The sequence below is a fragment of the Streptomyces sp. SPB074 genome (assembly GCF_000154905.1).
Taxonomy (GTDB): domain Bacteria; phylum Actinomycetota; class Actinomycetes; order Streptomycetales; family Streptomycetaceae; genus Streptomyces.
The window spans coordinates 5264573-5278500 of the sequence record NZ_GG770539.1; the positions used below are offsets into that span (position 1 = coordinate 5264573).

9 protein-coding genes are annotated in these 13928 nt (G+C 73.1%); 4 read left to right on the top strand and 5 right to left on the bottom strand.

Annotated features, from left to right (window positions below):
* A partial coding sequence (locus SSBG_RS22330; RefSeq protein ID WP_008748337.1) for an ATP-binding protein occupies positions 1-2693 on the top strand: 2693 nt, incomplete at its 5' end.
* Positions 2694-2756: 63 nt separating this feature from the next.
* Here SSBG_RS22330 and SSBG_RS22335 read toward each other — a convergent pair.
* The 3 genes from SSBG_RS22335 to panB all read right to left on the bottom strand — a co-directional run bounded on the left by SSBG_RS22335 (position 2757) and on the right by panB (position 5823).
* A complete protein-coding gene (locus tag SSBG_RS22335) occupies positions 2757-3584 on the bottom strand; it encodes an ABC transporter permease (protein ID WP_008748338.1) in 828 nt (275 codons plus the stop codon).
* On the bottom strand, positions 3581-4633 hold the full coding sequence (locus SSBG_RS22340; protein ID WP_008748339.1) for an ATP-binding cassette domain-containing protein: 1053 nt from the start codon (positions 4631-4633) through the stop codon (positions 3581-3583). Before SSBG_RS22340 ends, SSBG_RS22335 begins: the two co-directional genes overlap by 4 nt.
* 290 nt (positions 4634-4923) lie before the next feature.
* Positions 4924-5823, bottom strand: a complete 900-nt coding sequence (gene panB / locus SSBG_RS22345; RefSeq protein ID WP_008748340.1) for a 3-methyl-2-oxobutanoate hydroxymethyltransferase — start codon at positions 5821-5823, stop codon at positions 4924-4926.
* Positions 5824-6205: 382 nt separating this feature from the next.
* Between panB and SSBG_RS22350 the strand changes: the two genes are divergently transcribed.
* A complete protein-coding gene (locus tag SSBG_RS22350) occupies positions 6206-7135 on the top strand; it encodes an endonuclease/exonuclease/phosphatase family protein (RefSeq protein WP_420790342.1) in 930 nt (309 codons plus the stop codon).
* Between the two features lie 169 nt (positions 7136-7304).
* Here the strand turns inward: SSBG_RS22350 and SSBG_RS22355 are convergent, their stop codons facing one another.
* A complete protein-coding gene (locus tag SSBG_RS22355) occupies positions 7305-9065 on the bottom strand; it encodes an NAD+ synthase (RefSeq protein ID WP_008748342.1) in 1761 nt (586 codons plus the stop codon).
* Between the two features lie 481 nt (positions 9066-9546).
* On the opposite strand from SSBG_RS22355, the gene SSBG_RS22360 reads away from it, so the two are divergent.
* Complete coding sequence (locus tag SSBG_RS22360) at positions 9547-10908, top strand: glutamine synthetase family protein (protein ID WP_008748343.1); 1362 nt, start codon at positions 9547-9549, stop codon at positions 10906-10908.
* A gap of 208 nt (positions 10909-11116) precedes the next feature.
* On the opposite strand, the gene SSBG_RS22365 is transcribed toward SSBG_RS22360, so the two are convergent.
* Positions 11117-11701: a TetR/AcrR family transcriptional regulator gene (locus SSBG_RS22365; protein ID WP_008748344.1), complete on the bottom strand. Its 585-nt coding sequence runs from the start codon at positions 11699-11701 to the stop codon at positions 11117-11119.
* Positions 11702-11926: 225 nt separating this feature from the next.
* On the opposite strand from SSBG_RS22365, the gene SSBG_RS22370 reads away from it, so the two are divergent.
* Positions 11927-13561: an MDR family MFS transporter gene (locus SSBG_RS22370; RefSeq protein WP_050776926.1), complete on the top strand. Its 1635-nt coding sequence runs from the start codon at positions 11927-11929 to the stop codon at positions 13559-13561.
* Positions 13562-13928 lie beyond the last annotated feature (367 nt).

A 13928-nucleotide genomic window follows, 5' to 3' on the forward strand; every position in this document is an offset into this window, starting at 1 on the left:
CCGCAAAAAAAAAAAAAAAAAAAGCGCGCCCGCCCCGGCGCGGCAACCTCCCGGCCCGCCTCACCTCCTTCGTCGGCCGGGGCACGGACATCGAGACGCTGTGCGGCGACCTGGCCGCCGCCCGCCTCGTGACGCTCCTCGGGCCGGGCGGTTCGGGCAAGACCCGGCTCAGCCAGGAGGCGGCCGAAGCCCTCGGCGACCGCGCCCCGGACGGCGTCTGGCTCGCCGAACTGGCCCCCGTCACCGACCCGGCCGCCGTCCCCGCCGCCGTGCTCGGCGCGGTCGGCGCGCGCGAGACGGTGCTGCGCGGCGCCGGGGCCGAGGAGTTCCGCGTCGCGACGGAGCGGCAGCACGAGGACGTCCTCACCCAGCTCACCGAGTACTGCGCCCCGCGCCGGATGCTCCTCCTCCTCGACAACTGCGAACACCTCGTCGGGGCCGTCGCACACCTCGCGCAGACCCTCCTCGAACGCTGCCCGCACCTCACGGTCATCGCCACCAGCCGCGAACCCCTCGGCATCCCCGGCGAGGTGCTGCGGCCCGTCGAGCCCCTGCCCGAGCCCGCGGCCGTGCAGCTCTTCACCGAGCGCGCCGCCGCCGTCCGCCCCGGCTTCACGCCCGCGAGCGACCCCGGGGCCGTCGCCGAGATCTGCCGCCGCCTCGACGGCCTCCCGCTCGCCATCGAACTCGCCGCCGCACGCCTGCGCCTGCTCACCCCGCGCCAGATCGCCGACCGCCTGGACGACCGCTTCCGCCTCCTGACCACCGGCAGCCGCACCGTGCTGCCCCGCCAGCAGACCCTGCGGGCCGTGGTCGACTGGTCCTGGGACCTGCTCGACGCGCGCGAACGCGCCGTGCTCGCCCGGCTCTCCGTCTTCGCGCGCGGCTGCGACCTCGCCGCCGTCGAGGCCGTGTGCGCCGCGCCCGGCGCGCCCGCCGCCGACGTGCCCGACGTGCTCGGCGCCTTGGTCGACAAGTCCCTCGTCACCGCCGCGCCCGCCGCCGACGGCACCATGCGCTACCGGCTCCTGGAGACCGTCGCGGAGTACGCGGCGGGCCGCCTCGCCGAGGAGGGCGCCACGGCCGCCACCCGCCGGGCCCACCTCCTGCACTACCGCGAACTCGCCCGCACCACCGACCCGCTCCTGCGCGGCCGGGAGCAGGCCGCCGCGATCTCCCTCCTGGAGACGGAGTACGAGAACCTGCGCCTCGCCCTGCACGCGGCCGTGGAGGCGGCCGACGAGCAGGAGGCGTTGTGCCTCGTCCTCTCGCTCGCCTGGTACTGGCAGATCCGCGGCCCGCGCGGCGAGGCCCTGGACTGGGCCGGGGCGGCGGCCGCGCTCGGCCCCGACCCCTTCGCCGAGGGCGCCCCCGCGGCCGAGCCGGTGGCGGAGAGCTGCACCGCGACCCCGCTGCCGTGGACCGGGCCCGTACTGGAGGAGGCCAGGCGCGGCGTGCACCTCATCCATCTCGCGCAGATGGACATGGACATGGAGCGCTGGAAGGACCCGGCCGGCCGCAGACGGCTGCGCCGGGTCGCCGAGATCTACCGGCCGGGCCTGCCGCAGACCTGCCGGCCCCCGGCGAACATCTGGTTCCTCGCCGTCCTGTTCACCGCCGACATCGCCCGCGTCCACGACGTCGTCGACAGCACCGTGCGCACCGCGCGGGAACTCGGCCTGCCCTGGGAACTCGCCCTCTCCCTCCAGAACCGCGCCAACCTCCTCGCCCACCGCACCGACCTCGACGGCGACGCCCTCGCCGACGCGGGCGAGGCGCTGCGGATCTTCCGCGAACTCGGCGACGGCTGGGGCGCGGCCGAGGCCCTCGCCGCGCGCGCCGAGGTCCTGGAGTGGTACGGGCGCTACACCGAGGCCGCCGCCGACTACGAGGAGGCGACGATGTACGCCACCGCCCTCGGCGCGCGCAGCCAGACCGGGGTCCTGCGCGCCCGGATGGGCGGCCTGCTGGTCGAGTCCGGGGAACCCGGGGAGGCCGAGCGCGGCGAGAAGCTGCTGCTCGACATCTTCGAGCAGGACGGCCCCGCGAACTCCGAGGCCCGTCCCGCCGCCTTCCTCTTCCTCGCCATGCGCTACGCGGGCACCGGCCGCGTAGCCGAGGCCCGGCGGGTCGTCGCCCGGCTGCGCGACGACTTCGGCACCGGCGGCTTCGTCCTCTTCGACAGCATGATCGGGAGCGTGGAGGGCTGGCTCGACGCCCTCGAAGGCCGATACGAGGAGAGTCTGCGCCGCCTCGGGCAGGGCATGGACAGAGCCTTCGAGGACCTGTCCCTGCTCATGGCCCCCCAGCTGCCCGCGGGGCATCTCCAGACCGCCGCCTGGGCCCTCGCCCGGCGCGGCGCCGCCCACCGCTCCGCCGCCGATCTCCTCCTCGCCGCGCGGCTCGCCGCCGCCGTGACCGCCGCCCTGCCCGAACGCGGCCACCCCAGCCGCGTGGAACGCGAACTGCGGGCCGAGACCGAGGGCCTGCTCGCCGAAGCCCTCGCGGACGACACCTTCCCGCTCGACGCCGGGGCCCTCGCCGCCGCCCGCACCGAGGGCGAACGCCTCAGCCTCCGCGAGGGCCTGGTCCTCCTGCGCGAGGCGGCCGGCCCGGACGGGGGCGGGACTTCCGGCGAGGGCGCCCCCGCGGCCCCCGGGCAGGGCGAAGCCGCGCCCCCGGACCGGGACTGATCGTCCCGGCCGGAACCGCGGCCACCTGGCGCACACCACGCTCGTCCCCCGTGCCCGCGGCGCTCAGGAGGACTTCGTCCGGAACTTGTGGATCGCGATGGGCGCCATGACCGCCGTGATCGCCGCCGTCCAGACCAGCGTCCAGGTCAGGCCGTGCGTGAGCGGGCCGCCGTTGCACAGCGCCCGCGAGGCGTCCGCGAGCGTCGAGATCGGGTTGTAGTCGGTGAACGCCTGGAGCCAGCCCGGCATCGTGGACGTCGGCGTGAAGATCGAGGAGCCGAACTGGAGCGGCATCATCACGAGGAAGCCCATCGCCTGGATGGCCTGCGCGCTCTTCATCGTCACGCCGAGCGTCAGGAAGATCCACATGAGCGAGGAGCCGAAGAGGATCGACAGGCCGATCGAGGCGAGGAGTCCCGGCACGTGGGCGACCGAGAGCCCGAGGGCGAAACCGACCGCGAGCAGGACGCCCACCGCGATGATCAGCCGCAGGATCTCCACCATGATCTTCGCGATGAGGACCGAGGACCGCGCGATCGGCAGGCTGCGGAAGCGGTCCATGACGCCGGTCTGGAAGTCCTGGTTGAAGCCCGTCCCCACGCCGGTCGCCATGTTCATCCCCATCATGGCCATGAGGCCGGGGACGACATAGTTCACGTACTCCTGCTGATTGCCCTTGCCGGCGATCGCGCCGCCGAAGACGTAGACGAAGAGCAGCGTGAAGACGATCGGCATCAGGATGGCGTCGAACATCGACTCCGGGTCCTGCTTGATCCACAGGATGTTGCGGCGGGTCAGTGCCCCGATGTGCCGCAGGTGGGCGCGCGGCCCGATCCTGCCCTCGGCGACGACGGGGGCCGGGCCGGGCGCGGTGAGGGTGGCGGTGCTCATGCCGAGACCTTCTCTCGTACGGGGGCGGTGTCCTGCGGCTCCGTCCGGTCGGTGTGGGTGGCCTTCTGGCCCGTGAGCGAGAGGAAGACCTCGTCGAGGCTCGGCAGCTCGGTGCGCACGTCGGCGAGCGCCACGTCCTTCGCGGCGAGCAGCCCGATGACCGCGGTGAGCTGTTCGTCGCTCAGCAGGGGGATGAGAACGCTGCCGCTCTCCTGGTCGAGGACCGGGGTAACGAGCCCCGTGAGGCCGCTCTCCTGCACGAGCCGGGCGACCTCGGGCAGCACCGTCCGATCCGCCGGGCGCACCCGCAGCACCCGGCCGCCGACACGGGACTTGAGCTCGTCGATCGCGCCCTCGGCGACGACCCGCCCGCGGTCGATGACGGTCAGCTCGCTCGCGAGCTGCTCCGCCTCCTCCATGTACTGCGTGGTCAGGAGCACGGTCACGCCCTCGCCGACCATGCTCTGCACCTCGCTCCACACCTCCTGCCGCGTGCGCGGGTCGAGGCCCGTGGTGGGCTCGTCCAGGTAGAGCACGGCCGGGCGGCCGATCATGGAGGCGGCGAGGTCGAGCCGGCGGCGCATCCCGCCGGAGTACGTGCCCGCCACGCGCTTGGCGGCCTCGGTGAGCGAGAACCGTTCGAGCAGTTCGTCGGCCCGCCGCCGCGCCTCGGCACGGCTCAGGTCGAGCAGCCGCCCGATCAGGTACAGGTTCTCGCGCCCGGAGAGCTTCGCGTCGACCGAGGCGTACTGGCCCGTGAGGCCGATCCTGCGGCGCAGCTCCTTGGGCTGCCGCAGTACGTCGATGCCCGCCACGGTCGCGGAGCCCGCGTCCGGCGTCAGCAGGGTGGACAGGCAGCGCACGAGGGTCGTCTTGCCCGCGCCGTTGGGGCCGAGGACCCCGAGCACGGTGCCCCGGCGGACATCGAGGTCCACGCCGTCGAGCGCCTTGGTGCTGCCGAAGTGCTTCTTGAGACCGCGGACCGAGACGGCGATGTCCCCGCCGTCCCCGCGCCCCTTCGGTGTGTTCGTCGTATCGATTCGCGTCATGCCGATAACCCTGACAGCCCCCACCGACAAGCCGCCCACAACTCACCTACACGCCTGTGACCTGCGGAAAGAGGCGATCTGTCGGTGGATTGCGACCCCGGGGGGGGGCGTGCGCGATGCGCCCCCTGGTGTCATCTCCCGGCACGCGACGGCACGCGAAAGGGCCGGCCCCGCGGGAAGAACCCGCCGGACCGGCCCCGGCCGGGACGCGAGGCCTCACCGCGCCCTCACGGACGTCGGCGCGCCACGAAACCCCGCGGGCGCGCCCGTCCCCGGGCGCCCCCCCCCCGTCAGTGCACCTCGTGCTCCGCCGCCGGGAAGACACCGCCCGCGACATCGGCCGCGAAGGCGCGGGCCGCGCCGCCGAGGAGGCCGCGCAGGTCCGCGTACTGCTTCACGAAGCCGGGCACCTTGCCGCCCGTGAGCCCCATCATGTCGGTCCACACCAGCACCTGCGCGTCCGTCGCCGCGCCGCCGCCGATGCCGACGGTCGGGATCGCGAGCGTGCGCGTGACCTCGGCGGCCAGCTCGGCCGGGACGAGTTCGAGCACGACGGCGAAGGCCCCCGCGTCCTGCACGGCCTTCGCGTCGCGCAGGAGCTGGGCCGCCGCCTCCTCGCCGCGCCCCTGCACCCGGTACCCCATCGCGTTCACCGACTGCGGCGTGAGCCCGATGTGGCCCATGACCGGGATACCGGCCTCCACCAGCGTCCTGATCTGCTCGTGCGAGCGCTCGCCGCCCTCCAGCTTCACGGCCCCCACGCCGGCGTCCTTGACGAGGCGCATCGCGGAACGCAGCGCCTGCCGGGGGCCCTCCTGGTACGAGCCGAAGGTGAGGTCGGCGACGATCAGGGCGCGCTTGGTGCCCCGTACGACGGCGGCGGAGAGCATCGTCATCTCGTCCAGCGTGACGGGCACCGTCGAGTCGTAGCCGAGGTGGCAGTTGCCCATCGAGTCCCCGACGAGGAGGACCGGGATACCGCTCTCGTCGAAGACGGAGGCGGTCATGGCGTCGTAGGCGGTGAGCATCGCCCACTTCTCGCCGCGCTCCTTGGCGCGGGCGATGTCGTGCACGGTGACCCGGCGGCGCACGGCCTTGCCGTAGAGGGTCCCGGTGGGTGCGGCGCCCTCGCCGGAGGGGGGTCCCGAGGGGGGTGCGGACTGTGCGCGGGCAGCGGAAAGCTCGCTCATCACGCGGCTCCTTCTGGTCATCTCGAAGCGCCCTTGCGGCGTCCCCGGATTCACTCCCCATGGTGACACCTCGCACGTGATGCCGGAAGGAGGGGCCCGCTCCGGCACGCACAAAAGCCACAGCCCGCACCCAACCAGGAACTCCCGCCGGGCCCCCGCGCGCCCAGACTTCACACAGGTGCGCCGTGGCGGCGAACAGGGGTCCGCGCATCCCCTAGGGTCAGGGGCGGAACGGGTGCACGGTGGTCAGTGAGGCGGCACGATGGCGCAGGCGTACAAGGCGGAGACGGGCAGTGAGGGACAGCGCCCGGAAGGACTGCGCGGCCGGATGCGCCTCGCGGGCCGGCGCACCGCGGCGCCCGGCGGCGGGCGGCTCGCGGGGATGTGGCGGCGCGGCATCGTGCTCGCCGTGCTCGCCCTCGCGCTCGCGGGCCTCATGGTCGTGCACGCGCACGTCCCCAACCGCGTCGGGAACCTCGGCAGCCTCCTGGAGACCTTCCTGCCCTGGCTCGGGGTCTTCGTGCCCGTCCTGCTCGTCCTCGCCCTCGTACGGCGCTCCGCCACCGCGCTCCTCGCCCTCGTCCTGCCCGTCGCGGTGTGGCTCAACCTGTTCGGCGGGCTCGTCCTCGGCCACGACCAGTCGCGCGGCGACCTCACCGTCGTCACCCACAACGTCAACGCCGAGAACGGCGACCTCCCCGGCACCGTCCGCACCCTCGTCGGCTCCGGCGCCCAGCTCCTCGCCCTGGAGGAGCTGACCGAGCAGGCCGTGCCGCGGTACGCGAGCGCCCTCAAGGCCACGTACCCCTACCACGTCACCAAGGGCACCGTCGGGCTCTGGAGCAAGTACCCGCTGCGCGGCACCAAGCCCGTGGACCTGGAACTGGGCTGGGAACGCGCCCTGCGCACGACCGCCGAGACCCCCAAGGGCCCCGTCGCCGTCTTCGTCGCGCACCTGCCCTCGGTCCGCGTCAAGCTCGACACCGGCTTCGTCGCCGGGCAGCGCGACCGCAGCACCGAGGCGCTCGGCGAGGCGATCCGCGAGGAACCGCTCACCAACAAGCTCCTCGTCGGCGACCTCAACGGCACGATGAACGACCGGGCCCTCTCCCCGGTGACCTCCCAGCTCCGCTCCACCCAGGGCGCGGCGGGCAAGGGCTTCGGTTTCAGCTGGCCCGCCGGTTTCCCGATGGCCCGCATCGACCAGATCCTCGTGGGCGGCGCCGAACCGGTCTCCTCCTGGACCCTGCCCCGCACCGGCTCCGACCACCTCCCGGTGGCGGCCTCGATCCGCCTGGCGACGACGAGCTGAGGGCCCGGGCCCGGACAATCCGGCCCCTCCGGGGGTACCTCCCGGCCGAAGTCCGGGGGGAGCTCGCGGAGCGGGGTCCGGGGCGGCCCGGGAAAGGGCCACCCGCGGAAAGGCGAGAGGGGCGGAAACGGCACCGGACATCCGCCCCGCCCCTCCCGTCCCCGGGGTCTCACGCCCCGGCGCGCTCCCGCCACCGGTTCGTGATCGGCATCCGCCGGTCCTTGCCGAAGCCCTTCGGGGAGATCTTCGTCCCCGGCGGGTACTGGCGCCGCTTGTACTCGGCACCGTCCACCATGCGCAGCACGCGCGCCACGACCTCCGGGTCGAAACCGGCCGCGACGATCGCGTCCGCACCCTGGTCCTGGTCGACGTACATCGCCAGGACCCGGTCGAGCACGTCGTAGTCGGGCAGCGAGTCCGTGTCCACCTGGCCCGGGCGCAACTCGGCGCTCGGCGGCTTCGCGATCGTGTTCTCCGGGATCGGCGGCGTCTCGCCGCGCTGCTCGGCGGCCTGGTTGCGCCAGCGCGCGAGCGCGAAGACCTGCGACTTGTAGACGTCCTTGATCGGGCCGTACGCGCCGACCGCGTCCCCGTAGAGCGTCGAGTAGCCGACCGCCAGCTCCGACTTGTTGCCGGGCGCCAGGACGATCTGCCCCTCCTGGTTGGAGATGCCCATGAGCGTCGTGCCGCGCAGCCGCGCCTGGAGGTTCTCCTCGGCGAGACCGGTGAAGCCGAGCGCGTCCATGTAGGCGTCGAACATCGGGGCGATCGGCACGGTGCGGTAGTGCAGGCCGGTGCGCGCGGCGAGGTCGGCCGCGTCGTCCTTGGAGTGCTCCGAGGAGTACTTCGACGGCATCGAGACGCCGTGGACGTGCTCGGCGCCGATCGCGTCGCAGGCGATCGCCGCGCACAGCGCGGAGTCGATACCGCCGGAGAGGCCGATGAGGACCGTGCGGAAACCGTTCTTCCGCACGTAGGCGCGCAGCCCCGTCACGAGTGCCCCGTACACCTCCTCGGCGTCCTCCAGGCGCTCGGCGTACTGGCCGGTGTACTCCGGCTCGTAGGCGGGCAGCGGCGTCGGCGAGAGCGTGACGTGCTCGATGCGCAGCCCGTCGTGGACGGTTCCGGCGGGCTCCTCGGGCGGGGCGGGGGGCAGGTCGAGGTCGAGCAGGAAGCAGCCCTCGGTGAACTGCGGGGCACGCGTGATGACGGAGCCGTCCTTGTCCACGACGATCGAGTCGCCGTCGAAGACCAGCTCGTCCTGGCCGCCCGACATCGCGAGGTACGCCGTCGTGCAGCCCGCCTCCCGGGCGCGCTTGCGGACCAGCTCCAGGCGCGTGTCGTCCTTCTCGCGCTCGTAGGGGGAGGCGTTGATGCTCAGCAGCAGCCCCGCCCCGGCCGCGCGGGTCGCGGGCACCCGGCCGCCGTCCTGCCACAGGTCCTCGCAGATGGCGAGCGCCACGTCTACGCCGTGCACGCGCACGACGGGCAGCGTGTCGCCGGGCACGAAGTAGCGGAACTCGTCGAAGACGCCGTAGTTCGGCAGGTGGTGCTTGGCGAAGCGGAGCGCGACACGGCCGCCGTGCAGCACGGCGGCGGCGTTGCGCGGGGAGCCCGCGGGCATCCCGTAGCGGTGCTGGTCGGTTTCGCTGCGGTCGAGGTAACCGAGGACGACGGGCAGCCCGCCGAGCCCCGCCTCGACGAGGCGGGTGGCGAGCGCGTGCAGGGCGGCGCGGCTGGCCTCCACGAAGGTGGAGCGCAGCGCGAGGTCCTCCACGGGATAGCCGGTCAGCACCATCTCGGGGAAGGCGACCAGGTGGGCGCCCCGCTCGGCGGCGTGCCGGGTCCAGTGCAGGACCGCGTCCGCGTTGCCGGCGAGATCACCGACGACGGCATCGATCTGATTCATGGCGAGACGTAGTTGAGGCACGGTCGCCAGTGTAATCGTCTCTCTGACGCGATGTGGGGGCGGGGAGGGGCCGGACGGGGCACGGAGGGTGAACCGGCGTCGCGCCCTTTGCTGATTTCGAGGCATTCTCGGCGCGATCCGTGGCGTGTCCTTTACCCCGCCTTGGGGCGGTACGCGCGGGTGGCGCCGCCTCGCGCGCGAGCGTCCGTCCCCCGCGTCTGCCCCCAAGGTCCTTGCGTCGCAGGGGATTTGCGCGGCCGTCCGGGGCCGGTGGGGGAGCGGGTCGACCGGTGGGGGAGCCGTCCCCCACAATGGGCGCGGCCTCCCGCGCCCCCGGGGCCGGCCGGCCGCGGCGTGCGGGGGATGCACTATGGCGGGAGCGGTTGCTCCGGGGGAGATCGTCCTTGTGTTCGCAACCTGCGGGAAATCGTGTGGTGGGATGCTCGTACGCCCAGGGCACGGCAACGGTGCAAGGCGGCTCGACCAGCAAGGATTGGTGGATATGAATAAGCAGCAGGAGTTCGTGCTCCGCACGCTTGAGGAGCGGGACATCCGTTTCGTGCGCCTGTGGTTCACCGACGTCCTCGGCTTCCTGAAATCCGTCGCCGTCGCGCCGGCCGAGCTGGAGCAGGCGTTCGACGAGGGCATCGGCTTCGACGGCTCCGCCATCGAGGGCTTCGCCCGCGTCTACGAGTCCGACATGATCGCCAAGCCCGACCCCGCCACCTTCCAGGTCCTGCCCTGGCGCGCCGAGGCCCCCGGCACCGCGCGCATGTTCTGCGACATCCTCATGCCGGACGGCTCGCCGTCCTTCGCCGACCCCCGCTACGTCCTCAAGCGCGCGCTCGCGAAGGCGTCCGACCTCGGCTTCACCTTCTACACCCACCCCGAGATCGAGTTCTTCCTCCTCAAGGAGAAGCCGGTCGACGGCTCGCGCCCCACCCCCGCCGACAACTCCGGCTACTTCGACCACACCCCGCAGAACGTCGGCATGGACTTCCGCCGCCAGGCGATCACCATGCTGGAGTCGATGGGCATCTCGGTCGAGTTCAGCCACCACGAGGGCGCCCCGGGCCAGCAGGAGATCGACCTCCGCTACGCCGACGCCCTCTCCACGGCCGACAACATCATGACCTTCCGCCTCGTCATGAAGCAGGTCGCGCTGGAGCAGGGCGTGCAGGCGACCTTCATGCCGAAGCCGTTCTCGGAGTTCCCCGGTTCCGGGATGCACAGCCACCTCTCGCTCTTCGAGGGCGACCGCAACGCCTTCTACGAGTCCGGCGCCGAGTACCAGCTCTCGAAGGTCGGCCGCTCCTTCATCGCCGGTCTCCTCCGACACGCCGACGAGATCTCCGCCGTCACCAACCAGTGGGTCAACTCCTACAAGCGCATCTGGGGCGGCACCGAGCGCACGGCGGGCGCGGGCGGCGAGGCGCCCTCGTACATCTGCTGGGGCCACAACAACCGCTCGGCGCTCATCCGCGTCCCGATGTACAAGCCGGGCAAGACGGGTTCGGCGCGGGTCGAGGTCCGCTCCCTGGACTCCGGCGCCAACCCGTACCTCTCCTACGCGGTCCTCCTCGCGGCCGGCCTCAAGGGCATCGAGGAGGGCTACGAACTCCCCCCGGGCGCCGACGACGACGTGTGGGCCCTCTCCGACGCCGAACGCCGCGCGATGGGCATCGAGCCCCTTCCCCAGAACCTGGGCGAGGCCATCGCCCTGATGGAACGCAGCGAACTCGTCGCGGAGACGCTGGGCGAGCACGTCTACGACTTCTTCCTGCGCAACAAGAAGTCCGAGTGGGAGGAGTACCGCAGCGAGGTCACGGCCTTCGAACTGCGGAAGAATTTGCCGGTGCTGTAGGGGCGCGGGGCCGCGTCGCGAGGGGCGGCCGTACGCGGGGCCGCGTCGCGAGGGGCGGCCGTACGACGGCGGCGGGGTGTGGCGCGAGGGCGTCGTGCCCCGCCGTTCGCGTGCGCGGGGCCGGGGTGCGGGCGGGGCGGAGGTGGTCCTCCGGGCGGAACCGGGGCTCGGGCGGGGGCGGCCCTTGGGCGGAGGCCGTCGTCCGGTGTCAGCCGAACACCCCGGCCATCGTCGCCATCGTCTCGCGGATCAGTTCGCGGGGGTCGTCGGTCTCGTCGTCCGTGATCCAGCGGCTAATCGCGAGGCGGAGGGAGGCGAGGAAGGCGGCGCCGAGGCAGCCGGCCTCCAGGGGGCTGAGGCCGGTGCGGTCGCTGATGGCCTCGCGCAGGTCCGTTTCGAGTACCGCGTGGTTGGCGAGCTGGCGGGCGAGCAGGGCGGGGTGGTGCAGGGCGAGGCGGCTGCGGAGCGCGGTCTCGCGGTCGATGGTCCCCTCGGCGGGGAAGCGGTCGGTGACCGCGCCCGCGAGGGCCTGCCAGGGGCCTTCGTGCGCGGGGCGGGCGCGGAAGGCGCGGACGAGGGCCTTGATGTGCTGCTCCTCGCCCCAGAGGACCGCGTCCTCCTTCGCCGTGAAGTAGTTGGAGAAGGTGCGGCGCGAGATGCCGGCCGCGTCGGCGATCGCCTCCACGGTGACGTTCTCGAAACCGTGCTCGACCGCCAGTTCCAGCGCCGCCTTGTGCACGGCCTCCCTGGTGGCGGCCTTCTTGCGCTCGCGCAGACCCACTGTGCTCTCCATGGTCCGTCCATCGTAGGCGACCCATTTTACGTGCCCAGTGTGCAAAATTGCCCAGTGCGCATGTATGGTGAATCCGTTGGCGCGGGGCCCGCGGCGGCAGCGGGAGCGCCTGGGCCGGCCGTCCCGCATCCCCCTCTCCCCTCTGTCCGGAGGCAGCCCGTGAGCGCCCCCTCGGTGGTGACGGCGGAGTCCGGCGACTCCGCCCCCGCGGATCACCAGCCCGTCATGGATCACCGGCACGTGTTGCGGGCCCTGAGCGGGCTCCTCATCGTGCTGTTCGTCGCGATGATCAGCTCGACCGTCGTCTCGGTGGCGCTGCCGCAGATCATCGGTTCCCTCGGCGGCACCCAGTCGCAGTACACCTGGGTCGTCACCGCGACCCTGCTCGCCTCGACCGCCTCGACGCCGATCTGGGGCAAGCTCGCCGACCTCTTCGACAAGAAACTGCTGCTCCAGGTCGCGATCGGCATCTTCGTCGTCGCCTCGCTCGGGGCCGGGTTCGCGCAGAACACCGCGACGCTCATCGGCTTCCGCGCCGTGCAGGGCCTCGGCATGGGCGCCCTCCAGGTGCTCGTGCAGGTGATCATCGCGGCGATGATCAGCCCGAAGGAACGCGGCAGGTACAACGGCTACCTCGGCGCCGTCATGGCGGTCGCGACGGTGGGCGGGCCGCTCCTCGGCGGGGCGATCACCGACGTGGACTGGCTCGGCTGGCGCTGGTGCTTCTTCATCGCGCTGCCCTTCACCGTTCTCGCCTCGGTGATCCTCGCCCGCACCCTGCACCTGGAGGACATCCGCCGCCCGGAGACGAAGGTGGACTACTGGGGTGCCGCGCTCATCGCGGCCGGGGTCAGCCTCCTGCTGCTGTGGGTCACCTTCGTCGACAACGACTTCGCCTGGATCTCCTGGCAGACGGGCGCGATGCTCGCGGGCACGGTGGTCCTGCTCGGCGCGGCCCTCGCGGTCGAGGCGAAGGTCGCCCAGCCGGTCATCCCGCTGCACGTCATCAGGCGCCGCGACCCCGCGCTCGCCATCGTCGCGAGCCTCGCGGTCGGCATGGCGATGTTCGGCGGCGCGGTCTTCCTCGGCCAGTACTTCCAGATCGGGCGCGGCAAGTCCCCGACGCAGGCGGGCCTGCTGACCATCCCGCTGATGGCCGGGGTGCTCCTGGCCTCGACGGTCGCGGGACGGCTCGTGTCCAGGACGGGGAAGGTCAAGCCGTTCATCCTCGCGGGCACCGTGATCCTCGCGGGCGGCTTCTTCGGCCTCGCCACGATCGACGCGCACACCTCCCTCGTCGTGGTCGGCGCGTGGATGTTCCTCGTCGGCACGGGCGTCGGCATGTCGATGCAGAACCTCGTCCTCGTCCTCCAGAACACCGTGCCGCTCCACGAACTCGGCGCGGCCAGCGGCGCCATCACCTTCTTCCGCTCGCTCGGCGGCACGATCGGCGTCTCGGTGCTCGGCGCCGTCCTCGCGAACGGCGTCGGCGGCAGGATCGCGGACGGACTCGGCAAGCTCGGCATCGACGCCACCGCGGCGGGCGGCGGCAGCGGCACGCTCGACGTCGGCGGGATGCCCGCCCCGGTCCGGGAGGTCGTGCGCGGCGCGTACGGCGACACGACGGGCCACATCTTCCTGATCGCCGCCTTCATCGCCCTCGTCGGCATCCTCGCCGCCGCCTTCCTCACCCCGGCGACCCTGCGCGACAGCGTGGACCTGGCGGAGGCCCCGGCAGCGGCCGCGGGCGGCGCCAAGGACACGGGCGACGGTACGAGTCCCACGCCCCCTCCCACAGCTCCGGCACCCGCCCCGGGCCGGGGCCCCGACGAAGGACCCGCCCCGGCCCCGGTCGCGTAGCCGACGGCCGGCCGGACACGAGGGACCCGGCCCGGGGGAGACGGGCCCGTACGGCGGCACGCGAGAAGCCACCGGCGGCACACGAGCGGGGCCACCCGGCACAGGGACCGGGTGGCCCCGATCGTGTGCCGCCGGTGGCTTCTCGCGTGCCGCCGTACGGGCCCGTCTCCCCCGGGCCGGGTCCCTCGTGTCCGGCCGGCCGTCGGATACGCGACCGGGGGCCGGGGCGGGTCCTTCGTCGGGGGCCCCGGCCCGGGGCGGGTGCCGGAGCTGTGGGAGGGGGCGTGGGACTCGTACCGTCGCCCGTGTCCTTTGGCGCCGCCCGCGGCCGCTGCCGGGGCCTCCGCCAGGTCCACGCTGTCGCGCA

Bases quoted from the DNA above. Each gene is read 5' to 3' on its own strand.
- SSBG_RS22335 (WP_008748338.1), bottom strand. From the start codon at position 3,584: ATGAGCACCGCCACCCTCACCGCGCCCGGCCCGGCCCCCGTCGTCGCC.
- SSBG_RS22340 (WP_008748339.1), bottom strand. From the start codon at position 4,633: ATGACGCGAATCGATACGACGAACACACCGAAGGGGCGCGGGGACGGC.
- panB (WP_008748340.1), bottom strand. From the start codon at position 5,823: ATGAGCGAGCTTTCCGCTGCCCGCGCACAGTCCGCACCCCCCTCGGGA.
- SSBG_RS22350 (WP_420790342.1), top strand. From the start codon at position 6,206: ATGTGGCGGCGCGGCATCGTGCTCGCCGTGCTCGCCCTCGCGCTCGCG.
- SSBG_RS22360 (WP_008748343.1), top strand. From the start codon at position 9,547: ATGAATAAGCAGCAGGAGTTCGTGCTCCGCACGCTTGAGGAGCGGGAC.
- SSBG_RS22365 (WP_008748344.1), bottom strand. From the start codon at position 11,701: ATGGAGAGCACAGTGGGTCTGCGCGAGCGCAAGAAGGCCGCCACCAGG.
- SSBG_RS22370 (WP_050776926.1), top strand. From the start codon at position 11,927: ATGGATCACCGGCACGTGTTGCGGGCCCTGAGCGGGCTCCTCATCGTG.